Source organism: Aliirhizobium smilacinae, assembly GCF_006335145.1.
In the GTDB taxonomy this organism is placed as follows: Bacteria; Pseudomonadota; Alphaproteobacteria; order Rhizobiales; family Rhizobiaceae; genus Neorhizobium; species Neorhizobium smilacinae.
This window is the reverse complement of sequence record NZ_VDMN01000001.1, coordinates 375956-388773: the sequence shown is the minus strand read 5'-3', so window position 1 is coordinate 388773 and position 12818 is coordinate 375956. Positions and strand designations below refer to the sequence as shown.

Here is a 12818-nt window from a genome sequence, read left to right as displayed (position 1 = left end):
GATTGGCCGCATGATCGATACCAAGGGGAGTGGCATTCGCTGCTCCCTTTTTCGTTTCGGAGACGGTTTTGGTCACAAATACCGAACCTGTGACCAGGTTTTCCCGGTCCGGGCCTCGGGAAAAAGTATCTGGAACGAGATTTAGGTGTTTTATATCAGAAGCTTGATCGCTTGGTGCGGACGGCGGGGAACCGGCATGCGCATGTCTTGTTGTTGATTTTAAAGCATTATTTCCATCGCGACGGAGCGGCTTTGTAGCGCTCTTTGTAGCGGATGACAACACACTTCCGTAAATCGCCCGTTCGTTGACGAGCAGTCACCCTGCTGATAGCTGACCAGCTTTCTGGCTGTGGGGACAGTGATGTTTTATACGATGAGGGCTCGATGGCTGAGGCTGCCGCTATGGGGTAAATGGGTCAGCGGCTTAGCGGTTGTGTTCCTCTGGTCCTCAATAGGGCCAGCTTTAAACGAGCGTCATTTCCTGCCGGCACTCTTCCAAAACTTCGTGGCTCTCAGCCTGCATTGGGGTCTCATCGCCTTAGCTTTTGGCGGGGCAATTTGGGCTGGCCTGAAGGTGGCCGCTAAGACTGGCAAGAGTTGGCTGGGCTGGGTGGTTGGCCTCGTTGTCGTGGTGGTCATAGCCGGTCCAGTGACAGGTCTCTTTGAGGGGCTTCCGGGTGTTGGAAAAAGGTTGAGCGACTTGGGCAACTCAGATTGCTATACGGAATGGGATGGACGATCCAATCCCGTGGTTTGCGATTGAAATTCTGGATTTCAGTTCCGAGCAATGCAGAGAGGGGTTACTGTTCGAACGATACTCCGATGTTTGTGAAGGGATAGGCTGGCGCGGGTATTGGCTCGACCGTTATGTTCTGCACTACCATTCGCAGATACATTGGGAATGGAAGCCGAGCGCGATACTCAGGGAAGCTTATTTCCGAACCAAACTCGCCTTTTCCGTATGGAATTCTGACCCGAACGTTTCTTCCGTAGAAGTCGAAGATGAAACTCATTGTCGCATCGCCTATGCCCGGAGAGATGGAGCCACCTAAGCCTCTAAACTGGGGCTGATCTCCAACGTTAAAAGCGGGGACACTCTCTCCCGGCATTCCTATCCATGACTGTGCGAGGACTTTTAAAATCACGGCCTCATAAGGAAGAAAGACAACATAGGTCTCTAGAGGAGCTGCTCCCTGCTCATCAGGGATTTCCTTGAATAGATCGGCTGCCAATATATCTATGTGCAATATCGTATCGAGCAATGTTCGAAACGCTCTTCGAAATGATACGATATCGAGGCTTTTGTGAAATCGATGATCAACAGAGATTAAGTCGCCATCTCGGTGATACATGGAAAAGCCCCAGCACCGTGAACTGTCCTCATAAACACATTCCGCGATCACGAGGTAAGTGTGATTGTGTTTGGATCGGTTGCACAGCAAATCCCATGGTCTGCTTAACCTTTTGAGATTTGCTGAAAAATGCTGATATGCTTCGGACCTGTGTATCTGAGGAAAATACGACCTTAGATCTTTCTCATAAAATTCATTCAACTCCGCGAACCGATATGCAGCTTCTAAAAACGCGTCCTTCAACTCGTCAGCATCAGAACTGAGCAATTCATTGTTTTCCGCAATCTCTTGATTTCGCGCTTTCTCGTACTTCTCAGCTACCTGCAAGGCGCGCAAGAATGATCGTGCTAGATGGCGATGTAGACGCGAGTAAGCAACAACGAACTCATCGTGGTCATCGTGGACAGCCAAGCGAAGAAGTCTATTATCCAAGACTTCCATCAATGGGGAAGTTATCTTGGTTACACCAAGGTTGTCCGTTGCCGCGAACGCCTCACTCATTTGGTTTCATCTCTCCCATGAAACTTGCCGAACAAATTCTGAAAACACATAATCACCCCATGACAAACGCAGGCGCAACTATTCCGCCCGCAGCGCCCTAAACACGCTCGACCGGCTGATGCCTAATTCCACAACTATTTGCTCGGCGGTCTTCCCCCCAGCCTTCAGGCGCTTCACATCATCGGCTTTCCGCTGAGCGGTTGGAGCGCGGCCCTTGTATTTGCCGTCAGCTTTCGCCCTGGCAATGCCCTCCCGCTGCCGCTCTAACATGATGTCGCGCTCGAACTCAGCGATGGAACCCAACAGGCTTAGCATCAGCTTGCCGGTAGGGGTCGAGGTGTCGATGTTGAGATTGAGGATTTTGAGCGTGACCCCTTTGGCCTCCAGCGTGTCCTTGATCCTTACGAGGTCGGTCATGGAGCGGGCCAGTCGGTCCAGCTTTGTTATGACGAATACATCCCCCTCGCGGGCATAGTCCAGCGCACGGGTCAGCTCAGGCCGCTCCTTATCGACCGAGGAGAGCTGCTCCTTGAACACCTTCTCGCAGCCTGCCGCCTCCAACTCGTGGAGCTGGGCATCAAGGCCATAGGTCTGATCAAGGGTCGAGGTGCGGGCGTAGCCGATGATGGTGGTGGGCATTTGAAACAGCTCCGATGGTGTCATTGAAGTTTTAGATCTTCTGGCGCTATCCGTCTCAAAAGTCAAATACCATTCATGTGGCACACGTTCGGCAGTCATGCCGCTGGAGTCATTAGGGCGTGGTCTATTGAGACTGAAGGGAATTTCTTCCCTCCAGCATCGACGAGGCCAGCGGGTTAGGTTGCGAGCGTTTCGCTTTGGCTGAGGGCGAATTCGATATCAGGATAAGAGCCGAGTACAGTGGACTAAAGGGGCGCCATATAGATACGATTTTCGATAGGCGGTACGCGGTTCGTCGTGGCATCAGCATGACGGACAGCAAGGTGATGGAAATGCAGGTAACGACCACTCAAATCGAGGAAAATTTGGCCGAAATCCTACACAGCTTCCTAGTGCCACTTTATGAGCAGTTTGACTTCAGCACCATATCGATCGACGTAATAAATGAAGAGCTGCGCCGTCTTCAAAAAAGATGAAGCTTTCGCTCTTTTTGGAGGAAATACAAGTCGATTAGCCATAGCTATCAGTCGACCACGTAACGCGGAAACTTCTTCAACTCCTCGGCCATATCTTCCAGCGTCGGTGTCTCGTAGATGTCCCCAACATCGTCACTCTCGTGGCCACAGAACGCAAACCGGAAACGCTTCTCCATATTGACCCTTGCGGCCTGCCGCTTGAACGTGTGCCGCCATGCGTGATTGGGGCTGATGTTCGGGTCTGTAACCTCGACATCATTCCGCACCCATTCTGCAAGCTTATTACGAGCGATTACATACGGCGGGCGAACGGGCTTTGTTGGGTCGTCCCCTGTGGTGACACGTTTGTCCGCTGGATCATAAAACAAGGGGCCTGTCTTTTTCTCGGCAACGAAGTCCAAGAAGCCCATCTCGATCAGATGCTCATGGATTGGAACGCGGCGATATGAAGCGCCCTTTACGGTGCCGTCCTCGGGGCTGATATCGATGATCCAGATGCCGTCCTGCTGCCGTACACTCGTCGCCTGCAATTGGGTCATCTCGCCGGGGCGCGATCCAGTATATGCACACAGCCACGGTACCCATCGACGAGCCGCCGCCTTCTCGGGCTTCAGCCGTGGCGATGGTGGAGCAAGGCTCGCACTGAGAATAGCCTTCCACTCGCTCGGCTCGAATGCCCGCTCCCGCACCTTGATCTTTTTAATCGTGGCAATGCGGACGCCCTCAAACGGGTTGGCAGCCACTTTCTTGTTTTCCAGCAACCAGTTGAAGACTGTTTTTGCCGCAGTAATCCACACATCGTTCGCCACTGCAGCAGACCGCTTTTCGGTGACTAGCGTGCCCTTCCATCCTATCACCTCATCGTCGGTGATCGTGGCCACGTCACGCTGGTCAAAATAGCTGTCCAAACCGAGGAAGACGCTCCTCCAGCGGCTTACCGTTGCAGGTGCCGGCTTGCGCTCTGCCACCCATTTCTCGAAGGCCTGCCAGAAATTCCACCCTGACAACTTCAAACCCTTTGCATTGGCATGGGCTGGCTGGTCAGCGAAACGAGTAAGCCGCGCGTCCGGTGAATAGTCCCCAGCCGCTCGCCGTTCCAAGGCTGCGAAGGCTGGTGCAATTTCGAGTTCGACTGCATCTATGACGGCGTTCAAGGATTTCTCATCCAGCGCCGTGGCCTTTTCAGCGAGAAATGTGGCGAGGCACCCCATCTCGGAGACCTTGGCCCTGATGCGCTTCCGTGCGGCAATTCCGATTTGCTGACCTTCCTCCATGCTCTCGATGTCGAACCGATCATAGATTTCCTGAAGTGGTCGGTATCGAGAAGGCCAATCATCCTTGTGGCCGGCATCATCCGCATACAGTTCTGTGAACCATCGATACCATTCACCGGCCAACGCGCTGATTTGGCGTTGGGTCAGCGATATCACTGCTCCCGTATTCGCGGCTCTCAGCGTCTCGATACGGCTGCTAATCGTGGCGTCCCAGTCACGTAGCTCTGCCTTCGCTTGCCCCATCGTGGCTGACGAGGAAAGGCGGAAACGCTCTTCCATCGCAACCCCATAGGTTGCCTTGTAGGCCTCACGAATGTCGGAGGGAATGCCTTTTCGGCTGAACCAGTCGCCATTGGCGGCACGTCGAAGTGAAGTCATAGCAACCATTTGTAGCGCCCTTTGTAGGGGTAGGGCGACGAAAAGGCTCTAATAATCAATAACTAACTGACATCTCAAGCTAAATCTTGAGGATGGTGCGGACGGCGGGGATCGAACCCGCATGACCGAAGTCGAGGGATTTTAAGTCCCTTGCGTCTACCAGTTTCGCCACGTCCGCGTTGCCTTGCTTTTCAGGTAGATAGCCGATTCCGTCAAGCTCACCTTTGCAAAACAGATGGTAGAGTTCTGCAAAGTTTGAATTTTGGTCGTTCTGAGCCCTGCTCGGCGACCGAATGGCGATAGCCTTGGGAACAAGCGGGCCAATAAAGAGAAAGGCCAGTGCTGATCGCACCGGCCTGACCGACTTGTCGCGTTTGCCGCAATTGTTTCTAGTCGAGAAGATCAGCCGGCACCTTGCCGCCATTTTCCGACAGTTTTTTCATCAGCGCCTTGTGCAGCCACATGTTCATCTTGGCGGAGTCTCCGGTGTCGCCGGTATAACCCAGTTCGTCTGCCAGTTCCTTGCGCTCCGAAAGGCTGGCATCCATGCCGAGCGCCTTCATCAGATCGACGATCGAATGGCGCCAGTCGAGCTTCTGGTCGCTCTTCTTGACGGCAGCGTCGAGGATCGGCGCAACATCGACCGGTGAAGAGGCGGACGGGGTGGCAGCTGGAGCGGCACTTGTAGCAGTCGGAGCTGCTGACGAAGTGGGTGATGAAGCTGCAGCCGGTGCGGCTGTCGTGGCGGCAGGGGCCGCGGCCGGATTTTCAGCCGCCGCCGCCGGATGACCGAAGATCGCATTCTTGATCTTGCTGAAGATGCTCATGGGTTCTCTCCTCAAAGTGTGACGAGGGAGAAACTAGGGCGTTCAATGCGCGAGGGAAATGGGGCTCGTGCCGAAACGAAACGAATTCCTGTCGGCGGCGGCTTTATCCGAAATGGCCGGATCGCTGCAGGTTGACGCGGCTCGGCCCGGGGCTATGTCCTCAGCTTCAACGAGGAGGAAAATATGGTCAGGAAGATGTTGTTTCTTCTGGTGGTTCTGTTCACCGGCACTGCGGCCCATGCGGAGGGCACGGTGAAAGAGGGCCAGTTCATGGCCAGCCGCATTCTGGGAAAGAATGTCGAGTTCACGCTCTACCTGCCACCGGGTTACGGCCGCGACGAACGGCGTTATCCCGTCATCTATCTGATGCATGGCGGCGGTGATGGCCAGAACCAGGACTGGTATCGGTTTGGCAACGCCAATCTCGTCTTCGACAGGCTGATCGAAAGCGGCGAGGTGCCACCCTTCATCGCAGTCACGCCGGAAGGCCGCCGCGACGACGACAACAAGTTCAACACCTATTACATGAACGATGCGGACGGCCAGTATCTATGGCAGGACATGTTCGTGAAGGAATTCATCCCCCATGTGGAAAAGAGCTTTCCGGTCCTCCCTGGCAAGAAGTCGCGCGGCATCCTAGGCCTTTCGATGGGTGGTTATGCGGCGATAGCCTTCTCGATGAAATATCCCGATCTTTTCGCCGGTGCTGCGGCCTTGAGCGCGGCCTTCCGCACCGACCAGCAGATCGTCGATATGGATCAGGCCGGGTATGATCGCCGTTATGGCAAAGCCTGGGGTGTCGGATTGACCGGCCGCGATCGCCTCAACCAGCCCTATTACGCCAACAGCGTTCTGGATCTGGTCGACAAAACGCCGGCTGAAGACATCAAGAAGACCGAGCTTTATATCGACTGCGGCTCCTATGACGATTTCTTCGTCGGAAATGCCGAACTGACATTGAAGCTGCAGAAGCTGAAGGTGCCGCATCATTTCATGGCGCGCGAAGGCGGCCATGATTGGACCTATTGGCGGACCGGTCTGCCGCAGGCGACGGCTTTTCTCGGCAAGGTCTTTCATCAATAGCGGATCGGTTTCGGCGGTTTCCGACCCTTGATCAGGACGCAAGGCGCAGGCGGAGAACGGAAAGACGCCAAATCGGGCTTGGTCTTCCTCCGCCTGCTGTGTCATAGCGGGGAAAATCTTGATGATCTTTGGGTGGTTTAAGTGATGAAGACAGGTGTGGACGATGCCAGGGCGGCGATGCGGACGATCTTTCCGGAGACGCCGCTGCAGTTGAACGAGCATCTGAGCCGTCGTTACGGCGCAGATATCTGGCTGAAGCGCGAAGACCTGTCGCCCGTCCGCTCCTACAAGATCCGCGGAGCGTTCAATTTCCTGCGCAAGGCGATAACCACCGGCGCGAGCGACAAGACCTTCGTCTGCGCCTCGGCCGGCAATCATGCCCAGGGTTTTGCCTTCGTCTGCCGCCATTTCGAAGTGCAGGGCGTGGTCTTCATGCCGGTCACGACGCCGCAGCAGAAGATCGACAAGACACGCATATTCGGCGGTGAGTTCATCACCATCAAGCTGGTCGGCGACATTTTCGACCAATGCTATGCGGCGGCCCGCGCCCATGTGGAAGAGATCGGCGGCATGATGGTGCCCCCCTTCGATGATCTTGATATCATCGAAGGGCAGGCGACCGTTGCCGCGGAAATCGAAACGCAGTTGCCCGATGGTGTGCACCCGGACATGGTCATCCTTCCCGTCGGCGGCGGCGGCCTTGCCTCCGGCGTCACCGGCTATTTGAAGAATTTGGTTGCTAAAGACGGTTTCCTCTTCACTGAACCGACCGGCGCGCCGAGCCTGAAGACAAGTCTGGAAGCCGGATCGCCGATAACGCTTTCGAAGGTCGACAATTTCGTCGATGGCGCGGCGGTCGCGCGCATCGGCACGCTCAATTTCGAGGCGCTGAAAGGCTTTTCGTCGGAACAGGTCCTGCTCGTTCCCGAAAACGCGATCTGCGTCACGATGACCGATATGCTGAATGTGGAAGGCGTCGTGCTCGAGCCGGCAGGTGGTCTTTCGATCACCGCGCTGTTGCTTCTCCCGCCTGAAAAGATCGCCGGCAAGACCATCGTCTGCGTCGTTTCCGGCGGAAATTTCGATTTCGAGCGCCTGCCGGATGTGAAGGAAAGGGCCATGCGTTATGCAGGCTTGAAGAAGTATTTCATCCTGCGTCTGCCCCAGCGCCCCGGCGCTTTGCGCGATTTCCTCAATCTTCTGGGGCCGGATGACGATATCGCCCGCTTCGAATATCTGAAGAAGTCGGCTCGCAATTTCGGCTCGATCCTGATCGGCATCGAAACGACGGCGCCGGAAAATTTTGCCGGTCTTTACGAGCGTTTCGAAGCGGCAGGCCTTGGTTACGAAGACATCACCGAAAACGAAATCCTCGCCAACCTGATCATCTGATGGGCTGGCGCTCCCGGCATGAAACGGTTACAGCCGGGTGGGTGCGTTTCGGCGCCGGGAGCAATGTGGTAGGCAAACATCATGGCATCTTTTTTCTCTTCTCTCCTTTCGGCCTTTTCGGGCAAGGAAAAGCCGGCGCAATCTGCCAAAGGCGCTGAGCCCGTTCCCTACAACGATTGCCTGATCTATCCGGCGCCGCTTCCCGAAGGCGGCCAGTACCGCCTAGCCGGCCGGATCGAGAAGGAAGTGAACGGCGAAACGCTGGTGCGGAATATCATCCGGGCCGACATGTTCTCCTCGATGGATGACGCTGTGACCTTCACGGTCCGCAAGGCGGAACAGATCATCGACCAGAATGGCCCGTCGCTTTTCTCCGGCGGCGAAAAGTCCCGCTCTGCCTGATCCGTTTCCGACCCTGTTCAACCATTGGTGATCAGGGGCAACACGATACTCACTCAATATTAAAACCTGCGATCTAGGTTGGCTGGGCATTTATCAATTTCCCAGCGGCTTTTTCGATGAGATCACAGCGGCTCTGTTCGACGCACGTTGTATGGTTTTTAATAGTGGCAGTTTTTTCCGCCCCTTATGCCTATGCTGAAAGCGGGTTGCCCGGCGATCACACGATTTCGCCGGCAGTCGCTGATATATGGATGATCGTCGTCGCAGCGTGCGTAATGATCATGCAGGTCGGTCTGCTGTTTCGGTCAGCCGGTTCCGGGCGGCCGGGAAATTCGCTCAAGGTCGCCAGAACAAATCTTCTGGGCTTTGTTCTCGCCGTTATTGCCTTCGCCTTCATTGGCGCCACTCTTGCCTTCGGGCAATCGCAGGTGTTCCCGTTTGGAACCGGGCCGGGCCTCTCCCTGTTCGACGATCTGACATCCGGCCAGTCCGCTTTAATTATTTTTCAGCTAATGCTTGGCGGTGTGGCGATCACCATCTTTTCCGGCTCGGTTGCCGAGCGGATGACTCCGAAAGCCTTCGCTGCTACCTGTCTGTTCGTCGCGGGGCTGGTCTATCCGGTGTTTCTGCATTGGGCGCGCGGGGATCTGCTCTTTCCCAATCTCACGGCATTCCTGGCCAATCTCGATTTTGTCGATCTTGCCGGCGGCGTCTCTGTTCATGCCACGGCAGGATGGGTCGCGCTCGCCGCCTGCATGGCGATCAGCTCGCAGGATAAGGGTGCTTTCTTCCTCCGCTCGCAGGTGCCGGGCCGCAACGCGATTTTCTCCGCTGCCGGGGCCTTGCTGCTTTTCGTCGGCTGGGTTGGCCTGAATGGTGGCTTTGCAATCGCCTATGGGGGGAGTGCTCCCGCCGTTATCGTCAATTCACTCCTGGCCGCCGGAATGGGGGCCTGCATAGGTTCCCTGATCGCCCTGCGCACGGATCGACAGGTTTTGCCGGAACGGTTGATCTCCGGCATGCTGGGCGGGCTGGCGGCTGTAACAGCGGGTGCCGGCCTTGTTGACGTCACCGGCGCCTTGGTCATCGGCGGCATCGGTGGGGCTGTCGCGATCTGTGGTAACCTCTTTGTCGCACACCGATTGAAGGTTGGTGATCCGATGGGGGTGGTGGGCATCTACGCCTTTGCCGGATCGGCCGGTGCCGTGCTGCTGCCGCTGATTGCTCCGCTCGCTTATCTGCCTGCGGGTGGAAGGCTGGAACAGCTCTGGGTGCAGGTCGTCGGCGTCGGTATCAATTTCTACTGGGCGTTTGGCGCAACCTATCTCTTTTTCCGGATTCTCGATCGCGTCATGCTCATCCGCAGGGAGGAAAACGCTCAGGATGGTCGTGATGAAGTGATCGCCGAGTGGTCGCGCCAATATGACGATGCCGAGCGTGTTGCAGCCCTGGCGAAGGCGACATTCGAAGCGATCATGATCCACCGCAACGGCATCGTGGTTGATGGCAACGAAGAACTGGCAAAACTCGTCGGGCGCCCGCTGCCCGACCTGATCGGTCGTTCCATCTTCGATTTCCTGCGGGACGGGGAGGCGATCCGTGTTTCCGAGATCATCAAGCTCAACGATGATGCAAGGCACGAGATCTCGATCGAGCTGCCTGATGGATCTATGGTGCCGGTCGCCGCACGCGGTCGCGATATCAGCTTCCATGGCGAGAAAGCGCGTGTCGGCTGCTTCGTCGATCTGCGGGAGAGAAAAGAGGCAGAGAAGCGCATCCGCTACCTCGCACTGCATGATCCGCTGACGGGTCTGCCGAATCGTGTCCTGTTCACCGAAAGCCTGAACGGCATCATGGCGCATGCCGGCGATGGCCACGTCTTCGGCATCGCGATGATCGATCTCGATCGCTTCAAGGACATCAATGACATTCACGGCCATCAGGCCGGCGATGCGGTCATCCGCGAAGTGTCTGCCAGGCTGATGGCAGCGGTCGGGCCGCAGGATATGGTCGCCCGTCTCGGCGGAGACGAATTCGCGGCAATTCTGGGAAGCATATCGACCGAACAGGATCTGGAAGCATTCAGCAAGCGTGTGCTGGAAGCAATGGCGGTGCCGATTGATATCCGTCGTGGCGAGCAGGTGAATGTCACGCTCAGCATCGGGGCCGCACTCTATTCTGACCACACGGCGGATAAGGATGCGCTCATCGGATGCGCCGACATCGCGCTTTATCACGCCAAACATTCCGGCAGAAATGCCTTCCGCCTGTTTCGTTGTGGCATGAACGACCTGATTGAAAAACGTCGTGCGCTGGAAGGCGATCTGGAACTGGCCTTGCAGCATGGTCAGTTCGAGCTCTATCTGCAGCCCCGCATAGATGTCCAGGATGCGTCCATCAGCGGTTACGAAGCGCTTTTGCGCTGGAGCCATCCGACAAGAGGCATGGTCAGCCCTGCAGACTTCATCCCCGTAGCGGAAGCATCCGGCAAGATCATCCAGCTCGGAGAGTGGGTCTTAGCCGAGGCGGTCGGTTTGCTCGATGGCATCGAGGGACATATCAGCATCAATGTCAGCCCGCTTCAGTTCCGTCACGGCGATTTCGTCGCCAACCTTGCCGGTCTCCTGCAACGCACCGGTGCCGATCCCCGGCGCATCGAGCTGGAAATAACCGAAAGCGTACTGATCGATGATGATGCGCGAGCAGTTCAGATCCTAGGCGAACTGAAGCGCATGGGTTTTACCATTGCGCTCGACGATTTCGGCACCGGTTATTCCTCGCTCAGTTATCTCAGCCGTTATCCTTTCGACACCCTCAAGATAGACCGCAGCTTCGTGGCCAATCTTGCGATCGCGGAGAATGCCCGCATGATCGTCAAAACGATCATCGATCTGGGCACCAGGCTTGGCATGAAGGTTGTCGCCGAAGGTGTCGAGACGACCGAAGAGGCGCTTTTTCTCGCTCACGCGGGCTGCCACGAACTTCAGGGATACCTGCTCGGCCGGCCCTCAAAAGTGTCCGATATCGCGCGGCAGATCGATCCCGCGATCGCCGTTCAGTTGAAGCATATGCCGAGGAGGCTGCCGGAAATTCGCGATAGCGGCTTCCACCGGGACGCAGACTCGCGTTTGGTTGGCAAACTTGCGTAAGGCCAACCGGGATTTGAGAAAAACTTAACTGAGAAGCCCCTAAAAGAGCTTGTTCTCAATGGGGCAGGAGCTCCCATGCAATGGCTTAATCTCGGCCTGTTTCTGATCGAAGCGGTCGTCTATTTTTCCGTCATGACGGCGTTCCTGCATTTCCGGCGCCCGCTCGGGCTGGGTGTTTTCCTGGCTGCGCTCGGCGTGATGCATTTCATGGAAACCTATCTGGCGGCCGTTTTTTATGTCCAGCTGCCGTTTGGAACCGTGTCGCCGGGATCTTCCGTCTTTTTTGCCGGCAAGCTGATGATGATCCTGATGCTGTACATCAAGGAAGATGCGGCAACCGTGCGGCAGCCAATCTACGGCCTGTTTCTCGGAAACCTGCTTACTGTCGGCATTGCCCAGATCCTCCAGCTGCACGCGGCTGTGATGCTGCCTGGCGGGCGTGCTGCCGATATGGGCTTTCTCGATGAGATGGGTTGGCTCATGGTCTGGGGCACGACAATTCTTTACATCGATGCGATAGCCATCATTCTGATTTACGAGAGGCTGGGGCGTTTCATCGAGAATATTGTCGTACGGTTCGCGATCAGCGGTGCGATCATTCTGACCTTCGACCAGATCGGTTTCTTCTCCGTACTTCACATTCTTCTTGGCGTGCCGCTGCCGGTCTTCTTTGGCGGCTGGTATGCGAAGCTCTTTGCTGTGCTCATCTACTCCACCCTTTTTGCCGTCTATCTGAAAATCGACCAGAACGACCGATGGTCGGCCTCTTCGCGGCAGATCAAGGATATTTTCCACGACCTGACCTTTCGAGAGCGCTATCAGGCGCTGCTGGCAAAGGCCGGAGTCGACGGGTTGACCGGAGTGCTCGACAGAGGCCGTTATGAAGTGGACGGCCCGGAACTGGTGCGAAAGAGCCTCGCAATGCGCCAATCGATCAGCATGGTCATTGTCGACGCCGATCACTTCAAGGATGTCAACGATCGCTTCGGGCATCAGCGCGGGGATGCGGTGCTGAAGGATCTGGCTGCATGCTTGAGTAAAAGCGCGCGCTCGAGCGATCACCTGTCTCGTTTCGGCGGCGAGGAGTTCGTGCTGCTGTTGTCCGAAACAGATCACGAAAAGGCGCTGGAAGTGGCGGAGCGCCTTCGGCAGGATATTGCAGCATTTGTATCCCGCCCCGACGGTACGGCATTGACTGTTTCGGTCGGCGTGGCGACAGGGCCTGATGATGGACGGACGCTCGACCTGCTTCTGAGCAGGGCGGATGAGCGACTCTACCAGGCGAAAAATAACGGCCGGGACAGGGTCCACGGCCGTTACGGAAAAGTCTGACTATCGAAAAATC

Annotated in this window: 11 protein-coding genes and 1 tRNA gene; 7 read left to right on the top strand and 5 right to left on the bottom strand. The window is 56.2% G+C overall.

The annotated features are described in order from the left end of the window. Positions 1 to 361: 361 nt before the first annotated feature. On the top strand, positions 362 to 763 hold the full coding sequence (locus tag FHP24_RS01885) for a hypothetical protein (RefSeq protein ID WP_139672090.1): 402 nt from the start codon (positions 362 to 364) through the stop codon (positions 761 to 763). A 37-nt stretch (positions 764 to 800) separates the two neighbouring features. Here FHP24_RS01885 and FHP24_RS01880 read toward each other — a convergent pair whose 3' ends face one another. Together FHP24_RS01880 and FHP24_RS01875 are read right to left on the bottom strand one after the other, a co-directional pair. Beyond that, on the bottom strand, positions 801 to 1853 hold the full coding sequence (locus tag FHP24_RS01880; protein WP_139672087.1) for a hypothetical protein: 1053 nt from the start codon (positions 1851 to 1853) through the stop codon (positions 801 to 803). 78 nt (positions 1854 to 1931) lie between these two features. Continuing rightward, positions 1932 to 2492: a recombinase family protein gene (locus FHP24_RS01875; RefSeq protein ID WP_139672084.1), complete on the bottom strand. Its 561-nt coding sequence runs from the start codon at positions 2490 to 2492 to the stop codon at positions 1932 to 1934. A 308-nt stretch (positions 2493 to 2800) separates the two neighbouring features. Here FHP24_RS01875 and FHP24_RS28600 point away from each other — a divergent pair, with 308 nt between their 5' ends. Beyond that, on the top strand, positions 2801 to 2968 hold the full coding sequence (locus FHP24_RS28600; protein WP_180355856.1) for a hypothetical protein: 168 nt from the start codon (positions 2801 to 2803) through the stop codon (positions 2966 to 2968). A 47-nt stretch (positions 2969 to 3015) separates the two neighbouring features. On the opposite strand, the gene FHP24_RS01870 is transcribed toward FHP24_RS28600, so the two are convergent. From FHP24_RS01870 to FHP24_RS01860, 3 genes are all read right to left on the bottom strand, one after another. Next, a complete protein-coding gene (locus FHP24_RS01870; RefSeq protein WP_139672081.1) occupies positions 3016 to 4629 on the bottom strand; it encodes a hypothetical protein in 1614 nt (537 codons plus the stop codon). An 84-nt stretch (positions 4630 to 4713) separates the two neighbouring features. Then, positions 4714 to 4798: transfer RNA gene (locus FHP24_RS01865), tRNA-Leu, on the bottom strand. Positions 4799 to 5009: 211 nt separating this feature from the next. Beyond that, positions 5010 to 5447, bottom strand: a complete 438-nt coding sequence (locus tag FHP24_RS01860; protein WP_139672078.1) for a DUF3597 domain-containing protein — start codon at positions 5445 to 5447, stop codon at positions 5010 to 5012. 183 nt (positions 5448 to 5630) lie between these two features. Here FHP24_RS01860 and FHP24_RS01855 point away from each other — a divergent pair, with 183 nt between their 5' ends. The 5 genes from FHP24_RS01855 to FHP24_RS01835 all read left to right on the top strand — a co-directional run bounded on the left by FHP24_RS01855 (position 5631) and on the right by FHP24_RS01835 (position 12805). Then, a complete protein-coding gene (locus tag FHP24_RS01855) occupies positions 5631 to 6530 on the top strand; it encodes an alpha/beta hydrolase (protein ID WP_139672075.1) in 900 nt (299 codons plus the stop codon). Between the two features lie 144 nt (positions 6531 to 6674). Continuing rightward, the gene (gene ilvA / locus FHP24_RS01850) at positions 6675 to 7922 is read left to right on the top strand and encodes a threonine ammonia-lyase (protein ID WP_139672072.1); all 1248 of its coding nucleotides are present in this window, start codon (positions 6675 to 6677) and stop codon (positions 7920 to 7922) included. A gap of 81 nt (positions 7923 to 8003) precedes the next feature. Then, on the top strand, positions 8004 to 8324 hold the full coding sequence (locus FHP24_RS01845; protein ID WP_139672068.1) for an HlyU family transcriptional regulator: 321 nt from the start codon (positions 8004 to 8006) through the stop codon (positions 8322 to 8324). A gap of 164 nt (positions 8325 to 8488) precedes the next feature. Next, the gene (locus tag FHP24_RS01840) at positions 8489 to 11473 is read left to right on the top strand and encodes an EAL domain-containing protein (protein WP_246091566.1); all 2985 of its coding nucleotides are present in this window, start codon (positions 8489 to 8491) and stop codon (positions 11471 to 11473) included. A gap of 75 nt (positions 11474 to 11548) precedes the next feature. Next, positions 11549 to 12805, top strand: a complete 1257-nt coding sequence (locus tag FHP24_RS01835) for a GGDEF domain-containing protein (protein WP_139672061.1) — start codon at positions 11549 to 11551, stop codon at positions 12803 to 12805. The last annotated feature ends 13 nt before the right edge of the window (positions 12806 to 12818 follow it).